At 52.1% G+C, this 23,204-nt stretch carries 24 protein-coding genes and 1 pseudogene; 13 read left to right on the top strand and 12 right to left on the bottom strand.

What is annotated here, in order from left to right; all coding sequences use genetic code 11:
• Positions 1–29: 29 nt before the first annotated feature.
• On the bottom strand, positions 30–857 hold the full coding sequence (locus JWZ98_RS10905) for a hypothetical protein (protein WP_205454277.1): 828 nt from the start codon (positions 855–857) through the stop codon (positions 30–32).
• A gap of 219 nt (positions 858–1,076) precedes the next feature.
• Here JWZ98_RS10905 and JWZ98_RS10900 point away from each other — a divergent pair, with 219 nt between their 5' ends.
• The 5 genes and pseudogenes from JWZ98_RS10900 (at position 1,077) to JWZ98_RS10885 (ending at position 5,908) form a co-directional block, all read left to right on the top strand.
• Entirely contained in the window at positions 1,077–2,174 is a 1,098-nt protein-coding gene (locus tag JWZ98_RS10900; protein WP_205453486.1) for an IS5 family transposase, read from the top strand.
• A 366-nt stretch (positions 2,175–2,540) separates the two neighbouring features.
• On the top strand, positions 2,541–4,094 hold the full coding sequence (gene istA, locus JWZ98_RS10895; protein ID WP_240347962.1) for an IS21 family transposase: 1,554 nt from the start codon (positions 2,541–2,543) through the stop codon (positions 4,092–4,094).
• Positions 4,084–4,206: a hypothetical protein gene (locus JWZ98_RS23395; protein WP_275899109.1), complete on the top strand. Its 123-nt coding sequence runs from the start codon at positions 4,084–4,086 to the stop codon at positions 4,204–4,206. Before istA ends, JWZ98_RS23395 begins: the two co-directional genes overlap by 11 nt.
• 14 nt (positions 4,207–4,220) lie before the next feature.
• A pseudogene (gene istB / locus JWZ98_RS10890) lies at positions 4,221–4,850 on the top strand (IS21-like element helper ATPase IstB); the annotation flags it as partial.
• A 458-nt stretch (positions 4,851–5,308) separates the two neighbouring features.
• Complete coding sequence (locus JWZ98_RS10885) at positions 5,309–5,908, top strand: hypothetical protein (RefSeq protein ID WP_033158672.1); 600 nt, start codon at positions 5,309–5,311, stop codon at positions 5,906–5,908.
• Positions 5,909–5,954: 46 nt separating this feature from the next.
• On the opposite strand, the gene JWZ98_RS10880 is transcribed toward JWZ98_RS10885, so the two are convergent.
• Complete coding sequence (locus tag JWZ98_RS10880; RefSeq protein WP_205454276.1) at positions 5,955–6,317, bottom strand: hypothetical protein; 363 nt, start codon at positions 6,315–6,317, stop codon at positions 5,955–5,957.
• A 468-nt stretch (positions 6,318–6,785) separates the two neighbouring features.
• On the opposite strand from JWZ98_RS10880, the gene chrA reads away from it, so the two are divergent.
• The 8 genes from chrA to JWZ98_RS10840 all read left to right on the top strand — a co-directional run bounded on the left by chrA (position 6,786) and on the right by JWZ98_RS10840 (position 14,239).
• Complete coding sequence (gene chrA, locus JWZ98_RS10875; protein ID WP_205454275.1) at positions 6,786–8,162, top strand: chromate efflux transporter; 1,377 nt, start codon at positions 6,786–6,788, stop codon at positions 8,160–8,162.
• A 609-nt stretch (positions 8,163–8,771) separates the two neighbouring features.
• Positions 8,772–9,581: an energy transducer TonB gene (locus JWZ98_RS10870; protein ID WP_205454274.1), complete on the top strand. Its 810-nt coding sequence runs from the start codon at positions 8,772–8,774 to the stop codon at positions 9,579–9,581.
• Between the two features lie 19 nt (positions 9,582–9,600).
• The gene (locus JWZ98_RS10865; RefSeq protein ID WP_205454273.1) at positions 9,601–10,377 is read left to right on the top strand and encodes a MotA/TolQ/ExbB proton channel family protein; all 777 of its coding nucleotides are present in this window, start codon (positions 9,601–9,603) and stop codon (positions 10,375–10,377) included.
• The gene (locus JWZ98_RS10860; protein WP_026600602.1) at positions 10,377–10,787 is read left to right on the top strand and encodes a biopolymer transporter ExbD; all 411 of its coding nucleotides are present in this window, start codon (positions 10,377–10,379) and stop codon (positions 10,785–10,787) included. The genes JWZ98_RS10865 and JWZ98_RS10860 overlap by 1 nt, the downstream gene beginning before the upstream one ends.
• A gap of 158 nt (positions 10,788–10,945) precedes the next feature.
• Positions 10,946–11,839, top strand: coding sequence for a dienelactone hydrolase family protein (locus tag JWZ98_RS10855; protein ID WP_205454272.1), 894 nt, complete (start codon positions 10,946–10,948; stop codon positions 11,837–11,839).
• Between the two features lie 18 nt (positions 11,840–11,857).
• The gene (locus tag JWZ98_RS10850) at positions 11,858–12,568 is read left to right on the top strand and encodes a cytochrome b/b6 domain-containing protein (protein ID WP_205454271.1); all 711 of its coding nucleotides are present in this window, start codon (positions 11,858–11,860) and stop codon (positions 12,566–12,568) included.
• Between the two features lie 38 nt (positions 12,569–12,606).
• Positions 12,607–13,068: a cytochrome c gene (locus JWZ98_RS10845; RefSeq protein ID WP_205454270.1), complete on the top strand. Its 462-nt coding sequence runs from the start codon at positions 12,607–12,609 to the stop codon at positions 13,066–13,068.
• A gap of 322 nt (positions 13,069–13,390) precedes the next feature.
• Positions 13,391–14,239 carry an EAL domain-containing protein gene (locus JWZ98_RS10840; protein WP_205454269.1) on the top strand — a complete coding sequence of 283 codons (849 nt, stop codon included), beginning with the start codon at positions 13,391–13,393 and terminating at the stop codon, positions 14,237–14,239.
• A gap of 1,690 nt (positions 14,240–15,929) precedes the next feature.
• Here the strand turns inward: JWZ98_RS10840 and JWZ98_RS10835 are convergent.
• The 10 genes from JWZ98_RS10835 to JWZ98_RS10790 all read right to left on the bottom strand — a co-directional run bounded on the left by JWZ98_RS10835 (position 15,930) and on the right by JWZ98_RS10790 (position 23,166).
• Entirely contained in the window at positions 15,930–16,799 is an 870-nt protein-coding gene (locus JWZ98_RS10835) for an AraC family transcriptional regulator (protein ID WP_240348322.1), read from the bottom strand.
• Between the two features lie 203 nt (positions 16,800–17,002).
• Entirely contained in the window at positions 17,003–17,482 is a 480-nt protein-coding gene (locus tag JWZ98_RS10830; protein ID WP_240348320.1) for a hypothetical protein, read from the bottom strand.
• A gap of 1 nt (position 17,483) precedes the next feature.
• Positions 17,484–18,095 carry a TetR/AcrR family transcriptional regulator gene (locus JWZ98_RS10825; protein ID WP_205454267.1) on the bottom strand — a complete coding sequence of 204 codons (612 nt, stop codon included), beginning with the start codon at positions 18,093–18,095 and terminating at the stop codon, positions 17,484–17,486.
• 112 nt (positions 18,096–18,207) lie between these two features.
• Positions 18,208–18,822, bottom strand: coding sequence for a hypothetical protein (locus JWZ98_RS10820; protein ID WP_205454266.1), 615 nt, complete (start codon positions 18,820–18,822; stop codon positions 18,208–18,210).
• A 100-nt stretch (positions 18,823–18,922) separates the two neighbouring features.
• On the bottom strand, positions 18,923–19,225 hold the full coding sequence (locus JWZ98_RS10815) for an antibiotic biosynthesis monooxygenase (protein WP_033158685.1): 303 nt from the start codon (positions 19,223–19,225) through the stop codon (positions 18,923–18,925).
• 24 nt (positions 19,226–19,249) lie between these two features.
• Positions 19,250–19,894 carry a glutathione S-transferase gene (locus JWZ98_RS10810; RefSeq protein ID WP_051670373.1) on the bottom strand — a complete coding sequence of 215 codons (645 nt, stop codon included), beginning with the start codon at positions 19,892–19,894 and terminating at the stop codon, positions 19,250–19,252.
• Positions 19,895–19,986: 92 nt separating this feature from the next.
• Complete coding sequence (locus tag JWZ98_RS10805) at positions 19,987–20,472, bottom strand: protein tyrosine phosphatase family protein (protein ID WP_033158686.1); 486 nt, start codon at positions 20,470–20,472, stop codon at positions 19,987–19,989.
• Positions 20,473–20,499: 27 nt separating this feature from the next.
• Complete coding sequence (locus tag JWZ98_RS10800) at positions 20,500–20,904, bottom strand: GFA family protein (protein ID WP_205454265.1); 405 nt, start codon at positions 20,902–20,904, stop codon at positions 20,500–20,502.
• Between the two features lie 285 nt (positions 20,905–21,189).
• Positions 21,190–22,059 (bottom strand): AraC family transcriptional regulator, encoded by an 870-nt coding sequence (locus JWZ98_RS10795; protein WP_205454264.1) that lies wholly within the window; start codon positions 22,057–22,059, stop codon positions 21,190–21,192.
• A 57-nt stretch (positions 22,060–22,116) separates the two neighbouring features.
• Positions 22,117–23,166 carry an alpha/beta hydrolase gene (locus tag JWZ98_RS10790; RefSeq protein ID WP_205454263.1) on the bottom strand — a complete coding sequence of 350 codons (1,050 nt, stop codon included), beginning with the start codon at positions 23,164–23,166 and terminating at the stop codon, positions 22,117–22,119.
• Between the last annotated feature and the right edge of the window lie 38 nt (positions 23,167–23,204).

Genomic DNA, 23,204 nt, shown 5'->3' with positions numbered 1-23,204 from the left:
ATTTCGAAGTAGCGGAGGACGGTGTCCATTTAGTTATTAAATGAACTATTGAACTCATCTATAAAATCATTCTTTGATCTACCTATGTTATCGAGATTCGGGTGCTTATAAAGGACGCCACTTCCTATCAACCAAAATACCTTATCAACGTCAAAAGCGGTTACTTTTGCGGCTTTACTTATTTGAAATATAACCTTTTGAACTTGGTAATTACTTGGATTCTCCTCACATAGACCGATACCAACGAATATGTCTTTAATGTGTACATCAGGTTTGCCATAATCAACAAATCCTAAATCTTTCAAAAAATCACAAGCAAGCGGATAGCCAAGGCCATATATCTCTTCAGCAATTATCATCGGTAATGCTGGCATTGACCTTTCATCTTGATAAAAATGATTAGCCCAATCATAAAACTCTTCACCATCTTTAAACTGGTTTAAAAAAGCAGCAGCCGAAAGTATTGTTTTGCAATATTTTGGCCAAATGCTTTTCGAATCATTTCTAATTTGTCCAGAAGGTTGAAGAACAACAATAATATGATCTAAAAGGCCTTCAGGGTTATTGAAAAATTCCGCTTCGACTTTACGTGGATTAAATGAAAAAAGAGCTTTTCCCAGATTGTCTATCCCATCTATCGATCCACCGACAACATTTTTCTTCATATTTGCATTTTGGGCTGATCTTAATAAACTTCTGAAAAGAACTTTTATATTGACAGACTCATCGCTTTTATCAGGCATATTAAGATAACTTTCAACAATATCTTTTGCCTTGGGATATGGTATCTGTTTAATTAAAAACTTTTTTGCGAACGAATAAGTTTTTCGCAATGATAATTGAGCGTTATTTTCCATAAATTTCTCCTTTGAAAAGCTTTTATTCTTATTGCACAAACCCAATCTGCGTAAACGTCTCCCCCTTCGCCTTGCACTCCTGCTCCAGCACTTGAATCATTCTTTCCGGCTGTGGAATTACCCCTAACAGGCTGGTGAAAAACTCGAAAAGCCAAGTAAGCTAAGGCATAGATGAGCCGCCAACTGTTAAAATAGGCTACCTAAATTTGGAGCCTTTCAATGCGCGGACACGATGCCATTCAAAACAGCTGGTTCAGCTATGTTAGCCTGGAAGACCGTATTCCCAAACAGCATCCGTTGCGTCGTTTACGGCTACTGGTTGATGGCGTATTGGCCTCTATGGATGCCGTCTTTGCCGAGCGTTACTCGCACACAGGCCGTCCCTCGATTGCCCCTGAAAAACTGCTGCGCGCCTTGCTGTTACAAGTCCTGTATACGGTCCGTAGCGAGCGTCAGTTGATGGAACAACTGGACTACAACCTGTTGTTTCGCTGGTTTGTCGGTCTGGGCATCGACGACGCCGTGTGGGAACGCACAGTGTTCAGTGCCAACCGCGAACGCCTGCTGTCCGAAGCCCTGAGTCGCGAATTTTTTGAGCGGGTACTGGCCATAGCCGAATGGCAAAATCTGGTGTCCGACGAACACTTCAGCGTCGACGGTAGCCTCATTGAAGCCTGGGCCTCGCATAAAAGCTTCGTTAAAAAAGACGGCAGCGGCCCGGACAAACCCGCCGGCCGCAATCCCGAGGTCGACTTCAGCGGCGAAAAGCGCAGCAACGCCACCCACCACAGTACGACCGATCCCGAAGCCCGGCTTTACAAGAAAGGCGAATACACCGAGGCCAAACTGCGTTACATCACCCATGCCTTGTCCGAGAATCGCAACGGCCTGATTGTCGATGTCGAAACCACTCAAGCCACCGGCACCGCCGAAATCGAAGCCGCGCAAAACATGATCAAACGCCGCGTGCCCAAAGGCGGCAGCGTCGGTGCCGACAAAGGCTACGACCAAGCGGCGTTCGTCAACGGACTCGAGTCCCGTGACATCAAAGCCCATGTGGCCCGCAAAAAGACCGGCAGTGTCGTCGATGGCCGGACCGCTCGCGGCAAAGGTTACGCCCAAAGTCTCAAGCGCCGCAAAATCGTCGAAGAAGCCTTTGGCTGGGTCAAAACGGTCGGCGGCCTGCGCAAAACCCGTCACATCGGCTTAGCCAAAGTCGCGGGTCAGGCCTTGTTTTGCTTTGCCGCCTACAACCTGACGCGCATGCTCAACCTATTGGTGTTCACGCCGAAACCGGCGTGGAGTGCGCCCACCTAGGGCGAAGTTCGCCTGAAAACCGTCCACAGACGGCTTCAGGCGAATAAAAAGCCCTTGAAACCGGGGCAAAACGCTTGAAACTCGATGTCATGACCGATTTCAACTCGAAAAAATCACTTACATCGTGGGTAAGGGGAAATATCGGCGGGTTTTTCACCAGCCTGCTAACACCACGACTTGCCGACTGACCACGGCAAAATCACCCGGTGTAAGCTTGGAAAGCCGCTGGACTTGCTGTTTGAATATAGCCAAGTTTTCCGGATTGGACGGTAATTGTCCGCCAAGTCGGCGGTGCTAAACGGCGTGCAAAACTTTCCAGGGTCCTGGGGAAAAGAGCGTTGAAAAGTTTCCACCCCAGGTTGTTCAATGTCCGGTTTTTTGCCGGAGAATCCTGGAGTGTTACAAATGGACGTTATTGCCGAAATCAGACGGCGTCATCTAGTCGAGAAAGAGACTATCAGTTCACTGGCTATCGCCTTTAAGCTATCCCGCCCCACCATCCGTAAACATTTAAAGACGGTCGAAACGCCGGCGTATCAGCGCCAACATCAACCCCACCCCATGCTGGGTTCGTTCCATCAGCAGTTACATGCCTGGCTGGAGCAAGAAGCGGATTTGCCGCGAAAACAACGACGCACCGCGCAACGCCTGTATGAATGTCTGCAAGTTGAGGGCTACCAAGGCAGTTACACGGCGGTGCAGCGCTACGTTAAGGGTTGGAAGAAGAAACGATCTCCCCATCCCACCATCAAGCAAGCTTTTGTCCCCCTGGCCTTTCCAGCAGGCGAGACCTGCCAGTTCGACTGGAGCCATGAAACCGTTGAACTGGGCGGCGTGGTTCAGACCATTAAGGTCGCCCACTTCCGCTTAACCTACAGTCGTCAGATGTTCGTGATGGCCTATCCACGGGAAACGCAGGAAATGGTGCTGGATGCGCACCGTCAAGCCTTCGCTTACTTTGGCGGGGTGCCGAAGCGCATGGTATACGACAACCTGAAAACGGTGGTCGATGCGATCTATGCTGGCAAGGAGCGGCGCTTTAATCGGCGTTTCATGGCGCTGGCCAACCACTATCTGTTTGAGCCTGTGGCTTGCACGCCGGAGTCCGGTTGGGAAAAAGGCCAGGTAGAGAATCAGGTCGGGAACATTCGGGAGTGGCTGTTTACGCCGATGGCGAAATTCACGGATTTCGCCGCCCTTAACGTCTGGCTGGCGAAGCGCTGCTGCGAGTTGGCGGGACGCCCCCATCCTGAACAGACCTCACGCAGCATCGCCGAATGTTTCGCTGAAGAACAGCCCTTGTTAATGCCGGTCAAGGCCGCCTTCGATGGTTACGTGGAAGAAATGAAGCGTGTTTCGCCACTTTGTTTGATCCGCATAGACCGCAACCGCTACAGCGTGCCGGCGCAGTGGGCCAATAGCGTGGTGTCCGTGCGTTTAACCGCCGACCATGTCCGTATCGTCGCCGACGGCGCGATGATTGCCGAACATCACCGCCGCTTCGGACGCGATCATTTGATCTGCGATCCTTGGCATTATCTGCCGGTGTTGGAGAAAAAGCCTGGCGCACTGAGGCATGGCGCACCCTTTCAGACTTGGGACTTGCCGGTTGCGATCAAGGTGGTGCGGGATCGTATTCTCAAGCAGGATCAGGGTGACCGCGCCTTTGTCGACCTACTGCTGATGGCGAAAGGTCTGGGCGATAACGGATTGGATGCCTTGGAAGTGGCTTGTGATTTGACCTTGCAGACCGGTGTCATCAGCGCCGCCATCGTCCTGAATGAAATGCGCCGGTTAACCGAAGCGGCCAAGCCCAAAGCACTGGACGACACCCCGGCATCGACGCCGGCATTGACCTTGGAGCCTGTCGCCGATTGCAGTCGCTATGATAGCTTACGGAGCGTTTGCCATGTCCATTGATCGCGCGCTCCAGCTCAAAACGTTACATCTGTTCGGCATGGCGGCGGCCTGGAGTGAATACCCACAGGGCACAAGTGGCAAGCCAAATACAGTAGCCAGCAAAAACCCGTGATGCCGGAAGCCTGGCTGGATCGGTTGATCAGCGCCGAGCAGGCCGACCGCCAAGCGCGCAGCCTGAACTATCAGCTCAAGGCGGCTCGATTCCCGATTCATCGAGACTTGCTACAGATTGACTGGTCGGAAACGCCCTTGCCGCAAGCTCGTCTCGAACAACTGGCCACCGGAAACTTTATGGAGCAAGCCTACAACCTGATCCTGGTGGGCGGCACCGGCACAGGGAAAACCCACTTGGCCACTGCCATTGGCATAGCCGCCATCCATCAAGGCAAACGGGTTCGCTTTTACAATGCGGTCGATCTAGTCAATCAACTGGATAAGGAAAAACAGCTAGGAAAAGCCGGTAACCTCGCCAAGCAGCTAACGCTGATGGATGCCGTCATCCTGGACGAATTGGGGTATTTACCGTTCCCAGCGTCCGGCGGTGCCTTGCTGTTCCACCTCATCAGTCATCTGTATGAGAAAACGTCCTTGATCATTACCACCAACCTCAACTTTGCAGAATGGGTGCAGGTTTTTGGCGACGCCAAGATGACTACGGCGCTGCTGGATCGCATTACTCACCACTGCGATATTTTAGAAACCGGCAACGATTCTTATCGATTTAAGCAACGGAAAAAGGCGGTGGAAAATCAATAACCATACGACCTAACTGGAAACTATTGGACGCTCTTTACTGGAAACTTTTCAACGCCGTTTGACAAATGCTGCGTGTAGGCCGCATAAATGTAGGGAAAGAATTTTTAATCATGACTGACTCCAAAGCGACAACATTTTGATTGGATCTAGAATAGGGGCATAAGCGACAAATACGGTCGCTATGGTGACGAATCTTCCTCAAAAAGCACACCACGAACGGAATCAATAAACCTGCGGGCACTGAGCCTGTCGAAGGACTTAATCGCGCTTCATCAACATGTCTCAGGCCAATCTAAAATCGTTTAAAACTGAAGCCACTTGCTTTAACAACGCTTATCTCCTTGGTTTTTGCGCCAATTCTCCTAAACTTGCGCAGTGCCGAAAAATCAGTGCCCGCAATAGCCAAAGCCCGGTTATTATTGGCCGTTGTCCATTTACACGCCCCGGTGGAGATATGCATGCTTGACTCAATCGCTCTTGATATTCAGGCTCTGGTCAATCTGCTCAGCAGGTTAAGACCGGAATTGCTGGATCAAATTTGCGCGAAGCATCCCGGTTACACCGAAACCCTTAGGCCCGGAAAATTAATCGGGCAAGACAATTCGTCGCAATCCCAGTTACTGGTCGATTTAGCCATGAGCACCAAAGGCCTGGTCAGACAGGAGTGTTTGAGTATTTATAATTTGCTGAGCACACGTTTGCGAGGCTCGGTGCGCTTGCGTTTGATCGGCAGCACCATCGCCACCCTGTCGGCGGGCGCATTGATAGCGGCATTAACCCAGGGTGTGCCAAAATTGGTATTGGCTTTTGCAGTATTGACGGTGTTTGCGGCAGCATTCATGCTGGTGGGCGAGTGCCTGGAGGGTTATTTCGGCCGGCAGCGCGGCTTGCGAGAAATGCAGGATAGGTTGCTGAAAAACCTGCTGGAAGTAGCCGATATTGAAGCCGAACTGCGTCTGATGGAATTTCGTGGCAATTTCGACGGCATCGAACCGCAAATCCGCAAATTAAATACCGTCGCGATTACCAGTCAGCAAATCCAACATTTGGTCGGCTAAGCGCATTTCCAGACTTGAATCTTGTCCGACCAACAGATACCTAATTTTAGTAGCGAAGCTTCAAATCGCACGCCCCAACGAATCGACTAGACAGCGAATTGTCTTCACTGGGAAATTGGTTCACATCGACACCGCAACCCAAGTTCACCGGCCGGCTTTTGCGTTGTTCAGTCGGTTTAAGGTTTGCCGTGCCGCGCCCGGTATTACTCAACAAAAGATTCGAGCTATCAGTGGCGTCGGCTGTCAGCGCTTGATCCGATGGGGTCAGAATTAACGCGGAGGGCGTGTCGAAGCTTTCCGGAGGAAGTGCATCCGCGAAAGCGTTTAGCGCACTAATAACTAGCAAGCCGCCGATGATGGCGGAAATTGGTTTGGACTGCTTTAGAAACGAAAAATCATGGGCTTTCATGATTTCCTCCTGTTCCAAAGTTGGCATTATGAGCTCGGGCGAACAAATCCTCCTGTTACAGACGCTTGTCCAACCCGCTCGGTCTAAGCTATCTGCCGGTAGCGGCCAAAATTACCCTGACGATTAACAATCCGCTATGGCAAATGCGTTCCTATCTAAGCATCGATCGCTTAACACATTTTTAATTCCGTACTGCGAACCAGGCCGCAAAAGCATTCCTGGAGACAGGACTAATAATAGTCCGATACCCGTTGCGTGGCGAATTTTAAAACGCTTAGTTGCAAAATTTTTCTTATGATAGTCAATTAGTTGACAAACAAATCTCATAAATTTTCGAGCATATTTGATGCCAAACAACAAAGACACGCACCAAACCAGGCAAAGTCATGGCAAGCCGCGTTTGCTTCGCAGATCAAAACCGGGAAATATTCTCGGCACTTTTTGTAAGGCCCTCTCAGGAACAAACCGATGAACAACAATCAGGCATCCAGCAATCCACCGCCCCCCGTGAGTTTGAAACAGGCTTTTGGGTATTGGCTGAAACTGGGCTTTATCAGCTTCGGCGGTCCCGCCGGACAGATCGCCATCATGCATCAGGATCTGGTAGAAAATAAGCGCTGGATCTCCGAGCGCCGTTACCTGCATGCCTTAAATTACTGCATGCTGCTGCCCGGCCCGGAAGCCCAACAATTAGCAACCTATATCGGCTGGCTGATGCATCGCAGCTGGGGCGGCATCATGGCCGGCGGCTTGTTTGTATTGCCATCCCTGTTGATTCTAATCGGTTTGGGTTGGGTTTATATGGCTTACGGGCATTTACCAGCCGTGGCCGGGGTACTGTATGGCATAAAGCCCGCCGTGACCGCGATTGTGCTGTTTGCCGCGTATCGAATTGGCTCCCGAACCTTGAAAAACGCTTGGTTGTGGGCAATCGCCGCCCTAGCGTTTCTGGCTATTTTTGCGTTACGAATACCGTTTCCGCTAATCGTGTTCGTCGCCGGCTTGCTTGGCGCGCTTGGCGGTAAATGGGCCCCCCTATATTTTAATTTGGGCGGCGGACACGGCAAATCTAACCCACACTTCGGCCCGGCATTGATAGACGACAACACGCCTCCCCCCGAGCACGCCCGTTTCAATACCGGTAAGCTGGTCAGGCTGGCCTTTATCGCTTTGGGATTATGGGGCGGTGCGCTCGGTTGGCTTTGCACTCACTACGGCTGGGACGGCGCATTAACGCAGATGGGTTGGTTTTTTACCAAAGCGGCCCTGCTCACGTTCGGCGGGGCCTATGCGGTGCTGCCTTATGTGTACCAAGGCGCGGTGGAACATTACCACTGGTTGACACCGACACAAATGATTGACGGTCTGGCCTTGGGCGAAACCACGCCCGGTCCGCTGATCATGGTCGTCACCTTCGTCGGCTTCGTCGCCGGCTGGAACCAAACACTATTCGGCGGCGAGCATTTATTTTTAGCGGGCGCGCTAGCCGCTACCGTGGTGACTTACTTCACCTTCCTGCCCAGCTTTCTGTTCATTTTGGCCGGCGGACCGCTCGTGGAATCAACTCACAACAATTTGAAATTCACCGCACCATTGACCGGCGTTACCGCCGCCGTGGTAGGTGTCATTCTGAATCTGGCTGTATTCTTTGCCTATCACGTCTTCTGGCCCCAAGGATTTGAAGGCGTGGCGGACAAGGTCGCTCTAGTAATCGGGCTGGCCGCCATACTGGCTTTGTTTCGCTACAAAGTCGGGGTTATTCCGGTCATTATCGGTAGCGGTACAGCCGGACTGTTATGGAGCTTTCTAAAGCCATGGCTAAGTCAACACGGCATAAACTTGTAGCTGCCGGCAAACTATTAACCCCGCCCTTACATACCGTTAGCCTTTATGCCTTTTGCGGAACGGCAACAATTGCAATCCCAAACCGCCTAACAAAGCTTGCGGCAGGTATTGGAAATGCTGGCGGACAAAAGCTCCGACCAAACCCAAAGGTTTTCTGTAGCTGTCGGCATTGGCGACCCAAGCCGACAGCAGCGTGGCCTCGCCGGCTTACTTAGGCCCGTCCCACACTCAACACATGTTGTCGTTTGCGGCTAAGACATCTCTTCCACTCAACAACTGTTGCCCTGTAAACACCCTTTAAACACAAGACCCGTGAAATTGGTGCTCAGCAAGCAATGCGGGATTGAATACCCGCTGAAACTCCTAGCTATCCGCTCGCGCACCGCCCGGCGTTTTCCCTGAAAAACAATCGATAAATAAACCACTTAGCTCTCTAACTCACCATCCAAGCCAGATATAGCGACGCCATCCGACAATCTGGCACAGCTCGTGCTCTATTAGAAATCAATAGCAGCGATCAAAGCCTATTCACCAATTTAAACAATCGCTTACTTTACGCGGCACAACGGGGAATATGGCCTTTATATTTAAGAAATGGGGAACATTGGCATGAGTAGTCCTTTAGCAACTTTTAATAAACTGGTACCGGCGGGAGCCCCCGCGGATTGGGACGCGGCAGAGGTGGTTTCATTAAAATCGCCTGTCACTCAGTTGCCGGAAGGTTTAACGCATTCACGGGTTGCAGTAGCCTTGGGAGACTTTAAATACGTCACCGAAACCCGCGATCACAAATGGGTCGATTTTCTATTAATCGGCGCACTAACAATCTTTATCCACAACACGGTAGTCGATCACTTCAGCGGCGCGGCGTTTGAACAAGAAATTGTGGAGCCCATCAAGCCCGAGACCAAAGTACAGATCACCCTGACCAGGCCGCAACCCAAACCGGTGCCGCCACCGCCGCCAAAAGTTAAACCGCAACCGCCCAAACCCAAGGTCGTACCGTTAAAGCCGCCAAAAATCCAACCCGTGCCCAAAGTTGTTGAGGAAGCGCCGGCACCGGCGCCTGTTGAAGGGCCGGTGGTAGACAACGCCCCACCGGCTCCGCCCGCACCTCCCGCGCCGGTGGTTGAAGAAAAAATCACCGAGCCGGTAGCCGACGCGGCTTACCTGCACAACCCACTGCCGGAATACCCGGAAGTTGCGCAAGAACGCGGCTGGGAAGGCAAAGTGGTGATGAAAGTACACGTGCTGCCCGACGGCACCGCCGATAGCGTGACCGTCAGCAAATCCAGCGGCCAGAAAGTGCTGGACGATGCTGCCGTCAAAGCCGTTCTCAAGTGGTCTTTCGTGCCGGCCAAACGCGGCGACACGCCGATTGCCCGTTACACCACGGTTCCATTCACTTTTAAATTGTAATTATTTTTGAGGATCAAAAATGTCTGAGATAGCAACCAACGTCATCGTCGATGGCACCCTGAACACCTTAATCGCCGCCTCGGTAGTCACCTGGGGCTTAATCCTAATCAAAGGCGTACAACACATTCGCATTTCCTATCACAACCGGCGCTATAACAAGGAGTTTTGGAGCGCACCTAATATCCAGGCTGCCGCACATTTGGAAAATCAGGATGGTCCGGCCGCCCGAGTCGCCGGCATCGGTTTCTCGACGCTGATCGAAACCGACGGGGGCGCCTCTACTCACGATTTGGAACACACCTGGGATAGGCAGGAATTGCTGGACAGACGCCTGCGTCAACAAATGCAGAAAGAACGCGGCTCGTTAGAAAGCGGTCTGGCGGTGCTGGCCACCATCGGCAGCATCTCCCCATTCGTCGGTCTGTTCGGTACCGTTTGGGGGATCATGGGGGCGTTGACCAATATCAGCAAAACCGGCTCGGCCAGTTTGGAAGTCGTTGCCGGACCTATCGGTGAAGCGTTAATTGCCACCGCAGTCGGTATCGCGGTCGCGGTGCCGGCGGTAGTGGGTTACAACTTTTTCATCCGCCGCAATAAAGTGGTTTGGGCCTTCCTGGACGATTTTGCCATCGATTTTGTACATTTGGCGCTGAAAAGCTCGTTCATCATCGAACGCGCCGGCAGCAAACCGGCAGCGGCGGCAGCTTCCGCACGTTTGACCGATGTCAGCGGCGGCAAAAAATCCAATATCAAAGATACCCATGAAGAATTAATCGCGAAAGAGGCGCACGCATAATGGCATTCAATACGAAAGACGACGGCGGCGATGACGTCATGGGTGAAATCAACGTCACGCCCCTGGTGGACGTGATGTTGGTACTGCTGGTGGTGTTTATCGTCACAGCGCCCTTATTAACCCAGGCGGTACACGTTAACCTGCCGAAAACCGCGGAAACCGCGCCACCGGACGATAAAGCGGCGTCTTACTTGAGTGTCGATGCGCAAGGCAAAATCTACATCGATAAGCAGGAGTTTCCGTTGGAAATCATCGAAGGCGAATTACGCAACCGCCTGGCGGCCAATCCGGAGTTTGCTTTAAATCTAAACGCGGACGACGCGGTGCAATACGGCATCGTTGCCAAGGTGATGTCATCCATAGAAAGAGCCGGCGTTACCAAGCTGTCGGTTCTGACGGTTCCGCAATAAATCATGATCCAGCCGGGTAACAAGTTTGCCCGGCTGGTTAATCGCGGCGCCAAACGCTGCGACACAAGCACAACCCGAACCACGCCAAGACCAAGGATGCAGCCGCTGCGTCCAGGGTTTATTTGCGTCTAGGCACAAACCTTTAGGAGAACTCTACGATGGCGCGCAAGACCGCTCAAGACTTTCATCCAGAAGCGTTACAAGCTTTTGATAAATACGTGCATGGCGATATTTCCCGGCGAGATTTTTTATCGTCGGTACCTAAATATGCCCTGCTCGGCCTGACCGCCGAAGCCCTGCTGGAAGCACTTAATCCGCGTTTCGCTGAAGCCAAGCAAGTCGCCGATGACGATCCGCGCATTAAAGCCACGTATGTGGAATACCCCTCCCCGCATGGTAACGGCAAGATTCGCGGCTACCTGGTACAACCGGCCAAAGCCTACGGCAAACTGCCCGTGGTGCTGGTTATCCACGAAAATCGGGGGTTGAATCCACATATCCAAGACATCGCCCGCCGTCTGGCCCTGGATAATTTCATTGCCTTCGCACCGGACGCGCTGTTTACGTTGGGCGGTTATCCGGGCGATGAAGACAAAGCCCGCGAATTGTTCCAAAAACTGGATAAAGACAAAAACCAGGCCGACTTTTTGGCAGCAGCCCAAGCCATTAAAAAATTGCCGCAAAGTAATGGCAAGTTAGGTGCGGTAGGCTTTTGCTACGGCGGCGGCATCGTCAACTTCCTGGCCACCCGTCTGCCCGATCTGGCGGCCGGCGTGCCGTTCTACGGCGCCCAACCTGCCGCCGATCAGGCCGCAAAAATCAAAGCGCCTTTATTGATCCATTACGCCGGCGTCGACGACCGCATCAATGCCGGCTGGCCGGCTTATGAAGCGGCGCTGCAAAAAGCCGGTGTCAATTACGAAGCCCACACCTATCCGGGCGTGCAGCACGGCTTTAACAACGACACCACCCCACGCTACGACGCCGCCACCGCCAAACTGGCCTGGGACAGGACCGTCAGTTTCTTCAACGCTTATCTGCGCGACAGTTAAACCCTCGGGAGGATTTCAATGAAAGTGGAAGTGCATATTTGGGATTGGCCATTACGACTGTTTCACTGGTTGCTGGTAGTAGCTGTGGTCGGCGCTTACGCCACCGGCAAACTGGGCGGCAATCTGACCGACTGGCATGCCCGCTTCGGCAGTTTGATTTTGGGCTTGCTGATATTTAGATTGATCTGGGGCTTTATTGGCACTACCCATGCCCGTTTCGCCAGTTTCTTTCCGACTTTTTCGCGGCTAGTGGAATACGTCAAAGGCGAATGGCAAGGCGTCGGCCACAATCCGGCCGGTGCGATAGCGATTATTGCTTTGCTGGCAGCCTTGAGCTTTCTGGCCGTCACCGGTTTATTCGCCAACGATGATATTGCATTCGAAGGCCCGCTGTTTCATGTCATCGATAAAGAGCTCAGCGACAAATTGAGCGGCTGGCATATTTATGCGGTGAATATCCTGCTGGGCTTGGTAGTCGTGCATGTCAGCGCGATTGTCCTGTACCAACGCCTGAAAAAAACCAATCTAGTCGGCGCGATGCTAACCGGCAAAAAACAATTGCCCAGATCCTTGGCGCCCTCCCCGATCAAACCGGTTGGACCGTTCCGTTTTGTGATTACTTTGTTGATCGCGGTGACGGTGGTCTGGGGCGTTTGGAGCGGCGGCTTTGTGAATTATCTGGCGCCCTTGGCCAGCTTCCAATCGGCCTCGGCCAATCCTAAATCCTAAACGTTACTTTTTCTACAACACCACAAGGAGTTAACCCCATGAAATTGAAACTGGTAATCGCACTGGCGCTGGGCGCTGCCACGACGGCGGCCGTGGCCGGCGAAGTGGAAGACCAGATCCGCTTCCGCCAATCCGCCTACTCGTTTTTGGGCTGGAATACCGCGAAAATCAAAGCGCAGGCAGCCGACCATCCGGAAACCTTTAACAAGGATCAGGTGATCGCGGCCGCGAATGCCGTGGCTGCGGTCGCTAATTCCGGCCTGCTCAGCCTTTACGGCCCGGGCACCGATAAAGGCACCGGCTGGAAAGCGACCCGTCTGAAACCTGAATTTTTCGAAAAACAGGACGAAGTAAAAGAAATCGAAGCGACCTTCATCAAGGAAGCCAACGAATTGCAAAAAGTGGCGGCCAATGGCGATGCGGCGGAAGTTAAAGCCCAATTTGGCAAAGTCGGCGCTACCTGCAAAAGCTGCCACGATTTGATTCGGGTTCGCGAATAATTCCATCGACTCCGAACACCAAACATCCAGCGTTAAGGCATTTTCAGCCGGCAACTCGGCTTGTCGGGACTTGTCCGAGCCCTACTCGGACGAGTCCCATTTCCAAACTACGAATAGAAACACCCGCTCGTTCAGATAGACCTACACGTCATATCGCGTTTGACTACTTTCCTAAAAATCGGCATGCCTGGCTTTGCGGCTGTACTTCTAATTTAGGCATATTAATTTCAAATATTATCGTTTTATTTAATGAGTTAGTTTCGCTACCCTCTGCGTTTATTAGCAAAACATCCGTTATTAGGGATTTACTGGACAGATACTCATGCCTTTACAACAATTAGTCGAATATTTTAACGATAGACTGGAGCAGGAACACAATAACGGCTTACGGCCGTTTGTGCTGGATAACGGCGCGGTGCACGGGGTATTCGGCCCCATCTGCATCGGCAGCAGATTGTCGCCGCTGCGCCAGACTTTGCGCACCACCAATGCTATAGGTCACATTGCGCAACTGAACGTGTCCACTATTCACAAACAAACGATACAAAGCAGCGAGCTGGAACAATACCTGGCCCAGCCCCAGGCCGAACAGGCTAATGTCGAGTCCATCATCAACTTCGACCGGATGTCACGAGCCGTGCATATGCTGAACTATTTGCCGCAAGCGCATCTCGACGAATTATTGTTTCTGGAAGTCGACCCGCGGCATATTCTCGGTGTCAAAGAAGATCATGGAGCTTATTTTGAAGAGGTGATAGTGGCCTGCGGCCTGCAAACCGCCAACGTCGCCATCACGCTGACCGCAAACAACGCCTATGCCGGTTTTTATCAATTGCTGCTGCGCGGCCTGCAAAATTATCAACGCCGCGGTTACCAACTGGCATTGAAGTTTGATTATCACTCGCTGGAAAAATCGGCCTTCGAGTTAATTACTCGCGCTGCGCCCGACTTCGTCGGCATCTCGGCGCTGGAATTGGACCGCATCCGCGACAATAAACTCCTGGAAAAACTCCAACAATTAAGCAGTTTGGCAAGCTCGATCAACAGCCGAAGCTTCATACTGCAAATCGATGACAAACGCACAGCCGCATTGGCTCGCAATACCGACTTTGATCTGGTACAGGGAGACTATTTCGAACGAAGCGTCGAGCTCTCTGCGGCCAACGGCTAATTTAAAGCAATCGGCATAAAAAAGCCCGCGTAAAGCGGGCTTAGCTTTTAGACACGGCTTGGTAAATGAGCTATTTGCGCTCATAAATCTTGTCGCAGACGCCAAAATTAAGCGCCACCAATCTACCGCGGCTTCAGGCAGTCTGCCAGCATCCATTGCATAATCCAACGCAGCGCCAACTCGCATCGTAATATTCCAGCCTGCACGAGCGATACTGCAGCGTACTTTTGAATCAAATTAAAAGCCATTGCACGGCTAATTAAAGTGGATCGTAAATCCGCCATGTCGCTTAGCATTGTGTAAAACATCCTCGCAATTTCAGCTGAAGCCTTTGGGGCACTATGGCGGTAAACATGTCCAGTTGGCTTCTAATACTGGATCACTGCGAGAATCACGCTGGTTTTTCAAAGCCTCCCAGGCGACAATAGCCAATAGAAACGACACAGCCGGCCAATGACCAATCAATACCTGCCGAAGACATCCATCAATACAGCTTCTATAGCTACAAAATCAGATTCTCACCTTCCTAGACAAACGTATTCCAGGGTAACCATCAAAAACCATTTCCCGCCCAGGTTGCAAAGCTGTTGCTGTGCAGGCGTAGAATTGCATTTGGTATAGTTTTTTTAACGAATGACGGCATGTCCACAACCTGAAGAAACCCATACTGAAACTTACACTACCCGCTAAAGTGCAGATAAATTTTTATAAGTGTCGATAATATTTTAATAAAAAATATTACTTATATATCAAATATTTAAAAATGAACAATCAGAAAACACAAGGCACCAAGCAAGACGAGAAAATGCAACACACGCCGATGATGCAGCAATGTATTACCCATGAAATATAAGGATTTTTTTATATTAAACTTAATTTACTATACTAAAACCTATACTGTCACTAATGAAACGCCTCATCGTCTCAATTCCTTGGCTTTTAGGTGCCAGATCTTCACAACACACTCTTTGTTGTCAGAAAATTTCACACTGAAATTATGATGTTTTTCTGCTGACTCCGCATCCCTGTGGCTCGCCACTAAAGTCCAAGTCGCTCACGTTGGCTTTGACTCATTATCGGATGGCATGGTTGGCAGCACCATTGATTCGATTCTGTTGACGGATCTGGCCGCCGTCGTTAGCAATCGCTACAACTATGACGTCTCGGAATGGCCCGTGGCTGTCTTTGTCCACGAGGCGACGTAAGTCTCATCAATGATCTCTTCATTCAGGTTTTGAACAAAGGCCGAGGCGCCAAGATTCACCCGTTCATCGCCACGGAAAGCAGTTGTTTAACTTGATTCTCTGATTATTGGATAGTGATGATTGGCTTTTTGGAATCTCAAATCCGCTACACCACACAACGCTGGTTTGATCGATCGATTGTTCGTTACTACCGGCTTTCTAGTCGATGTCGCCGGCCGAGAACACGTGGCTTATTCCGGCTATTTATTGCGGAAGAAATCGGCGTAGGTCGACCAAGCGCAGGTGTTTACCAAGGCGATCGCAGTTCTGATTTTTTTACACCGATGACACGCCTGCTTACTCACTCTTCTCCCTGGAGGCCATCGGAAAAGCTAAATCTTAGTCTTCCGCTTTTTCACAAGGGATGGCAAAGATTATCTTCACCCGGCCCTGCTCTCCACGCACCCCGAGTTTTACCCTAGCTCGGCAGTTAGACCGCTTTCCGCTTACACCAAAGGCAGATAAACATCGGTAACCTGTTCGTGTTCGGCCGTTTCAGACACGCGTTTGATGTAATGAAAAAATACCGGAAATTCCCGCAATTCCTCACCACTTTCCGGCAGCCACTCCCGGTAGAGGTAATAAACACTGTCGCTGATACGGTCGGTTGAACCGATATGGCGCACCACGGCGTATCGCCCTTCCGGAATCTGCTTGTTGACCACGCCGTGCAAATTGGCCGGCACGGGTTGCTTGACCTCCCCGCAGACATCGAATCGGAATGAGTCCGTGGGCGTGTTAGTCGGGTCGTCATACGCGATACCAAACGTCCGACTGCTGATGATCGGCGACAAGCCGCTTTGCTTACGCCAGGTTATGAATTTTCTGACCGTGTCCATAAGCAGGCTGGGTGATGCACGGTGCTCCAGCGCTGCGACTAGGGTTTCTGAAAAATCGACGATGGTAACGTTCATCCGGGGACTCCTTAGGCGTTTGGGTAATAGCATGCGCTCATTCCATGGCTGCCATGCCGGGTGCTTTCGAAATTGAGTAGGCGTTTGTCCAATGCATTTTTTGAACGCGCGGGAAAACGATTCCGCATTCTCGAAACCGGCGTCCAGGCCAATATCGGTAATGCTGCGCCGCTCCTGAAATACCAGTTGGTAAGACGCCTTGCGTAAGCGCAATAACCGAATGTAGCGCGTCGTGCTCAACCCGGTGTAAGCGGAGAACTGGCGTTGAAAGTGAAATCGGGAAAAATTGGCCTGTTTGCTCAGTTCGTCGACCGACAACGGCTTGAACAGATGTTGGTCTATGTAATCGAAAACCCTATCGAAACGCATGGCATAGGCCGCGCTGGCCGTTTTATCGTCCACTTTCATACCTCCTCAATCGAGCGCTACTGTAACAAGCGCCTAATCTTCGCGCCTTACTCAACGTGCTCAATTGATACCGGAAATGCGTAGAACAAATGGAATGCACTGGCGCGAGTGCGGCAGATCGTCGGACGCCACCGTTTTGCCGACCACACGGGAGGCGGGGCCTGCCAGGGATGCAAGCGTGACAGAAGTATCGCCACTCAAGTTTCGGCGACACAATGGCCTGCTGTCCGCTGCGAGTGGCTGTCCATGTAGTCGTAAAAAGCCTGCCCGTGCGCCAATTCGAACGGCACGCCGCTGCGCACGCCCTGTTCCAATTGTTCGAACCACGGCCGGCTCATTTCCGGCGAGTTATGCATCAGCACCATCACCCGAACGCTGTGGGGATGATCCGGGCACAGGCAGGAGGAAAGCTTGTTGTTGCGGAAGCGACGCGGCGAGACTTCCTCGAACACCCCCACCGCCGCCAGCATGCGCAGCAAGCGGTAAAGTGCATCGGCGTCGGCGATATCTAGTCGCGCGGCGACATACAACGCCCGCGATTGCCAATAAGCCGAACCGATCTGGATCAGGCGGAACGGCGCCGGCACGAGTTTATTGGGCAGGTTTTGTAGCCAGGCGCCGAATCGGGCGAGTTTGGCGAAGCGGCGCACCGCGCCGGCGTTCTTTTGCAATGTCATGTCACGCTCCTGCTTGGGAGGCGGCCATGCCCGCCGCCAACAGCTTGCCGTTGAAAGCGGCGAGTTCGTCGAGGAAGGCTTCGTCCATCTGCCCGCCCATTTGTTCCTCGAAGATGTCTTTCAGCAGCATGGGCATCATGGCAAGGCTGACGAAAGCCATCCGCGCCACGTCGGGATTGATCGCCTGATCGACCTGCCCGCTTGCTTTGAGCTGTTCCAGCCGCCTTGCGCCGCCGCTACGTCCACGCTCCAACAATTGCAGGATAAAACGCCGGCCCGGCCCGTGGTTGAGGGCAAGCACCTTGAGAATAAGCTTGGGAAACTCGGGATGCTTGCGCATGGTGTCGTAATAGAAGCGCAGATATTCGGTGAAGCCGCCGACCTCGGACAGCGTATCGCTGTCAAGCATGTCCAAGAGAGGCTTGAGCGTCTCGCGGATCATTTCTTCGTAAAGGCCTTCCTTGTTGCCGAAGTAATAGCGGATCATCGAGATATTGACGCCCGCCTGGTCGGCGATGGCGCGGGTGGTAACCTTGTGGTATTCGTCGGCAAGAAAACAGTCCAGCGCCGCCTTGAGCAGCCGCGCATAAACCGGGTCGCGAATATCGTTCATCGTAAATCTCCTGCAAACCATGACGGCGGCAGGTTAGCACCGGCTGCACAACCGCCCTAGCAGTTTTGCCAATCAAGATGCGGGGTTTGATTGAACGGAAAGCCGTTCGCAGTCAGCGCAGCAAGCGCACCCCAAGCGACATACATCCCACGGCAAACGTGAAAATCCCAGCGATAGACACGTACAGCGAAATCATAGGCCCCAGCGCATAAACCACGGCGCCGACGAAGATCAATGCAGCCGCCGGCTTGGGATAAAGGGCCGAACGGTAGATAGCCAGGCAAAACAGCACGATGCCGATCAATATCGTCGTGGAAGCCGAAATTCTAAACGCCAACACCGCCGGATCGTTTTTGATGACGGCGTCCCGTAACAGAAAGGCGGTTTCCGGATAGCGGGCAATGACGGGATAAAGAAACAGCTCCCAAGTTACCTTGCAGGCCTGTAATAAATAAGCCGCCTCGACGAACAGAAAACCCACGGCACCCTGCCAACCGGCCGTGTCACGCATCTTGGTATAAACGGCATAAAACCCCACCAACAACGCTAACACACCAGCGAAGGCTACCATGGCTAAAGGCACCCAGCCTGGACTGCGCACGACCTCGGCATAGTCGAAAGCCCCCGTCCCTAACGGTAACAAGATCGGGAACAAGACCGCATAGGCGCTGAGCAATAAAGATCCCACGATGATGGCGATGCCGCCGAGTTTTTCGAAAATGTGCATGTTGTGTTTGCCTAAATATTGGGGCGTTGGTCGAAGTCGATAAAGACCATAGCCATTGTTATTAGGAGTACCGTTTTCCTCAGTAACACAGGAAGAAGTGTTAGAGGTGATTTTCCATCACCAGCGAGTAATGTTCTACCGTCGGAAACGGTTCATAGAAGTGATGCAGTAAGGCACGCCATTCGTCGTATTGGATTGAGCCGCGAAAGCCTTCGGTATGATCCTCCAGCGAATCCCAATTGACCAACAATACATATCGGTTGGGGTTTTCTATGCAGCGCTGTAATTGATGCGAAATATAGCCGTTCATTGAGGCGATAATGCCTGACGCCTTACGAAAGGCAGTCTCAAACTCCAGCTCCCGTCCGGCAATGACGTTGAGTATTGCAATTTCCAAAATCATTTTTTTCTCTACTTGCCAGCGGCATTAAAACGTTTGTCGAGCGTACAACTCATCAAAGGTGGTCATGATATGTTCGCGGTAAGCTTTACGTTCGCAAAGCGCAGCGTACCATCTGCGAACATTAGGTATTTTCGGAGTGGGAATGCCCATTTCAAAATATCGATAAAGCGAGGTGGCGACGGGAATATCGCCCATACTGAACGCATCGCCCGCCAAAAAAGCCTGTTCGGCAAGATGCGCATCCAAGATGGCAAAATGTTTTTGGCAGCGCATAGCGGCATGCTGAATTTTCTGCTGATCCCGTAGTGCCTCCGGCGTGCGGTAAAATCCCCAAAACAAATCCAGAAAATCTGGTTGCAGTGTTGCCAGCTCCCAGTCCATCCAGCGCTCCGCCAACGAGCGTTTTGCCGGCGCTTCGGCCCACAAATGATCACGACTGTAATTGGCGCACAAATAGCGGACGATGCTGTTGGACTCCCAAACTGTCAGGTCGTCATCGACCAACACCGGTATACGGCCATGCGGATTCATGGCTTGAAAATCGGGCTGATCGAGACCGCCCGCACTGCCGCCGGCATCAATATGCTGATATGCCAAACCCAACTCACCAATAGTCCATAACACCTTCTGCACATTGTATGCGCTACGCCTTCCCCAAATTTTAATCATGTCGTGATGATTCCTTAGTACATTTAAAACGATATACCATTCAAACCCCATCAGGTTGGCGCTTTGCAGAAACAACCAGCCCAGTGAATGAGCTAGAGCGCTGTACTCAGTACATTACGAATAAACGTTTGCCAGATGGGATTCGGCGCCCAGATTTCGCTCATCGGATACGATGCAATCACCTCCTCTTCCGCCAAGTACAGCCTGCGATAGAGATAAATGAACGAGGATGCTCGCATATTTTTTGCGCAATGCACCCAGACTTTATGTCCTTCGAATACCTTGATAACACCCAAGAACTGTTCCAACTGATTAAGTCTGGGGTGTTCCCACGCCACGGGAATTTGCATATATGCAATGCCTTGGGCTGCAACCAATTCTGCTTCGCCTGGCAATGCGTTGCTAGCCGTTGGCGGCGCCAAGTTAATCACCGCCTCTATGCCAAGCGCCGGAAGTTTGGCGATGTCCTTCTCAGTCAGTTGCGCGGAACACCAAAGCCAATCGAACACCTGATATACGTTTTCAGCTTCCATGCCATGGTGTCTCGACTGCAGCGGAGCGTCTTGGAAATTAGACATAAAAAATCTTGACCGATAGCTCGCTGATCAACGCGACTGCCGGTCCGCCGGATGATTGATACCGTCACCGGTTCGCACTTCGCCCAAATCAAACGGATTAACACCTTCCAGGCAGCCGACGTTGTAGCCGTACTGGCTAGGCATCGAACGGCGTTGATGGTGGGTATAGATGCCGCAATTCGAACAAAAATAATGTTTGGCGCTCATGGTGTTGAATTGATAAAGCTTTAAGTGCTCTTGACCCTTAACGACCCTGATTCCCGATAGCGGAACCGATGCCATAATGGCGCCTTTGCGCCGGCATAGCGAACAATCGCAGCGGCGCGGATCGACGATGCCGTCGGGGAGATCGAGTTCGAGTTCCACCGCACCGCAATGGCATGTCGCGCGGTGTTTGGCGTTGATGGCTGTGTTGCCTACTTTTTTGATCATATTGTGGTTGCCGGTTGGGTTTAAGGCTATGGTTCTAATGCTTTCGGCTGGGGCGACGGGCGTATTTCATGACATTGCCTAAATTCTGCAAACGACGTTACAGGCCAATGGCTCGATAGTCGTTTAGCCAGATTCCGGCGTATCAAGCTGTCAATCAACGTCGACGATTTGCCAATTTTAGCGCGAAATGGGCGTCCAACTTTTTCCAGTCAACCTAGCCTTCAGCCTTTCCCTAAGCACTTGCACCACGAGAGCGCCGAGTTGTCACTATTCAAGCGCTTTCGTTTACACCAACGGCAGATAAACATCGGTAACCTGTTCGTGTTCCGGCGTTTCAGGCACCCGTTTGATGTAGTGGAAAAACAACGGAAAATCGCGCAGTTCCTCGCCGCTTTCCGGCAACCACTCCCGGTAGAGGTAATACACACTGTCGCTAATGCGGTCGGTCGAGCCGAGATGGCGCACCACCGCGCAACGTCCTTCCGGAATCCGTTTGTTAACCACCCCTTGCGGATTTGCCGGCACGGGTTGCTTGACCTCGCCACACACATCGAAACGAAAAGCTTCCGGCGGCGTGACCGCCGGATCGTCATACGCAATACCAAAGGTACGGCTGCTGACGACCGGTGACAAGCCGCTTTGCTTGCGCCAGTCGATGAATTTTCTGACCGAATCCATCACAAGGGTATGTGATCCACGGTGCTCCAATGCTGCGATCATGGTTTCTGAAAAATCGACAATAGTTACTTTCATTTGGGGACTCCTGATTCGTTTGGGTAATTGCATGCGCTGGTTCCAAGGCTGCCATGCAGGCTGTGCTCTGAATTGAGTGGGTGTTTGTCCGAAGCATTTTTTGAATGCGCGGGAAAACGATTCCGCATTTAAGAAACCGGCCGCCAAGCCAATATCGGTAATGCTGCCCCGCTCCTGAAACACCAGTTGGTAAGAAGCCTTGCGTAGACGCAATAACTGTATGTAACGCGTGGTACTCAATCCGGTGTAAGCGGAAAATTGCCGCTGAAAGTGAAATCGGGAAAAATTGGCTTGTTTGCTCAATTCGTCAACCGACAACGGCTCGAACAGATGCCGGTCTATGTAATCGAAAACCCGATCTAAACGCGCCGCATAGGCCGCGCCGGTCCTGTTGTTGTTCACTTCTACGCCTCCTCAATTCAACGCTAATGTAACAAGCTTTAAATCATGCCGCCTGACTCAGCGTGCTAAGTTGATATGAGGAATACCTAAAACAAACTCGCTCACAACGCCGACAAATTCATCAGCTTGGTCCTGCATGATGAAATGTCCGCTGTTCCTGACAATGATATGCAATGAATTGCTGGACAGACGAGCCAGATCGTCCTGCTCGGCCTGTTGATCGCGGACAAGCGCCTGTTCCGCTTCGACATTTTTGCCCGCTTTCTCCGCTTCGCGCGCGGCTAAATCCGGGTCCACCAGATTGCCGGCAGTTAGAACCAATAGCGGCAGATTGCCTAAGCTGCTGGGAGGCGGTGTGGATGGATCGAGTCCTTGCCGCATGACGGCAATTTCATTGACCACCGCGTGAGCCGTATCGGTACGGTTCTGCACCGCCGTTTTCGCGGCGAGGATTGCCGCCGGCAATGGCGAAGGCCGGCGGTCGGCGTCGGCAATCCCCAGCAGCCTGACAAAGCCTATTCGCGATAAAGGCTCGGCAATGGCAATCTGCAGGGCTTGTTTACGGTAGTCCCACGAGGCATAAGGATACTGGTGCATCGGGCTTTGTTCATGCGTCGAATCGACCAGGACGATAGCCTGCGTCTGTTCGGGAAACCGGCAATAGAACGCGCGGACATAGATTCCGCCGCGCGAATGTCCGATCAACACAAACGGCGGCGCAATATCGGCATTGTTTAACAGTGTATGCAGGTTTTCGGCGACCTCTTCCGGGAGGATGGCAGCGTCTATCGGATCGCTCCAGCCCAGCCCTGGGCGGTCATAGGCACAAACACGCATGGTCTGTGCAAGCTTGGCGTGAACCGGATACCAGCTCAACACGTTTTCGCCAAGGCCTGCTTCGAGAACCAGCGTTGGCGAACCGGAACCCAGGCAGTAAAGATGGAGATTCACGCCATTTACCGAAATCATCCGCCCCGGCGGTGGGAATGCGGCTAGGTCGACCGAGGTTCTTTCGGTTTGATAAACGCCTCCCGCCAGCACGGCAAGATATGCGCTTGCCAACCCGAACAGCAAGTAGCGCAAAAGTCGCGACGATACGAATTTCATGTCAGCTGACGGAGGTTGGATGGCGCGAGCAAAGCGAA

This window comes from Methylomonas sp. EFPC1 (assembly GCF_016925515.1).
GTDB lineage: Bacteria > Pseudomonadota > Gammaproteobacteria > Methylococcales > Methylomonadaceae > Methylomonas > Methylomonas defluvii.
Note: the sequence above shows the minus strand (reverse complement) of the source record. Positions and strands in the feature narration are given on the sequence as shown.

Excerpts from the sequence above, each read along its gene's own strand:
- JWZ98_RS10905 (WP_205454277.1), bottom strand. The coding sequence starts at position 857 with ATGGAAAATAACGCTCAATTATCATTGCGAAAAACTTATTCGTTCGCA.
- JWZ98_RS10900 (WP_205453486.1), top strand. The coding sequence starts at position 1,077 with ATGCGCGGACACGATGCCATTCAAAACAGCTGGTTCAGCTATGTTAGC.
- istA (WP_240347962.1), top strand. The coding sequence starts at position 2,541 with ATGTCCGGTTTTTTGCCGGAGAATCCTGGAGTGTTACAAATGGACGTT.
- JWZ98_RS23395 (WP_275899109.1), top strand. The coding sequence starts at position 4,084 with ATGTCCATTGATCGCGCGCTCCAGCTCAAAACGTTACATCTGTTCGGC.
- JWZ98_RS10885 (WP_033158672.1), top strand. The coding sequence starts at position 5,309 with ATGCTTGACTCAATCGCTCTTGATATTCAGGCTCTGGTCAATCTGCTC.
- JWZ98_RS10880 (WP_205454276.1), bottom strand. The coding sequence starts at position 6,317 with ATGAAAGCCCATGATTTTTCGTTTCTAAAGCAGTCCAAACCAATTTCC.
- chrA (WP_205454275.1), top strand. The coding sequence starts at position 6,786 with ATGAACAACAATCAGGCATCCAGCAATCCACCGCCCCCCGTGAGTTTG.
- JWZ98_RS10870 (WP_205454274.1), top strand. The coding sequence starts at position 8,772 with ATGAGTAGTCCTTTAGCAACTTTTAATAAACTGGTACCGGCGGGAGCC.
- JWZ98_RS10865 (WP_205454273.1), top strand. The coding sequence starts at position 9,601 with ATGTCTGAGATAGCAACCAACGTCATCGTCGATGGCACCCTGAACACC.
- JWZ98_RS10860 (WP_026600602.1), top strand. The coding sequence starts at position 10,377 with ATGGCATTCAATACGAAAGACGACGGCGGCGATGACGTCATGGGTGAA.
- JWZ98_RS10855 (WP_205454272.1), top strand. The coding sequence starts at position 10,946 with ATGGCGCGCAAGACCGCTCAAGACTTTCATCCAGAAGCGTTACAAGCT.
- JWZ98_RS10850 (WP_205454271.1), top strand. The coding sequence starts at position 11,858 with ATGAAAGTGGAAGTGCATATTTGGGATTGGCCATTACGACTGTTTCAC.
- JWZ98_RS10845 (WP_205454270.1), top strand. The coding sequence starts at position 12,607 with ATGAAATTGAAACTGGTAATCGCACTGGCGCTGGGCGCTGCCACGACG.
- JWZ98_RS10840 (WP_205454269.1), top strand. The coding sequence starts at position 13,391 with ATGCCTTTACAACAATTAGTCGAATATTTTAACGATAGACTGGAGCAG.
- JWZ98_RS10830 (WP_240348320.1), bottom strand. The coding sequence starts at position 17,482 with ATGACATTGCAAAAGAACGCCGGCGCGGTGCGCCGCTTCGCCAAACTC.
- JWZ98_RS10825 (WP_205454267.1), bottom strand. The coding sequence starts at position 18,095 with ATGAACGATATTCGCGACCCGGTTTATGCGCGGCTGCTCAAGGCGGCG.
- JWZ98_RS10820 (WP_205454266.1), bottom strand. The coding sequence starts at position 18,822 with ATGCACATTTTCGAAAAACTCGGCGGCATCGCCATCATCGTGGGATCT.
- JWZ98_RS10815 (WP_033158685.1), bottom strand. The coding sequence starts at position 19,225 with ATGATTTTGGAAATTGCAATACTCAACGTCATTGCCGGACGGGAGCTG.
- JWZ98_RS10810 (WP_051670373.1), bottom strand. The coding sequence starts at position 19,894 with ATGATTAAAATTTGGGGAAGGCGTAGCGCATACAATGTGCAGAAGGTG.
- JWZ98_RS10805 (WP_033158686.1), bottom strand. The coding sequence starts at position 20,472 with ATGTCTAATTTCCAAGACGCTCCGCTGCAGTCGAGACACCATGGCATG.
- JWZ98_RS10800 (WP_205454265.1), bottom strand. The coding sequence starts at position 20,904 with ATGATCAAAAAAGTAGGCAACACAGCCATCAACGCCAAACACCGCGCG.
- JWZ98_RS10790 (WP_205454263.1), bottom strand. The coding sequence starts at position 23,166 with ATGAAATTCGTATCGTCGCGACTTTTGCGCTACTTGCTGTTCGGGTTG.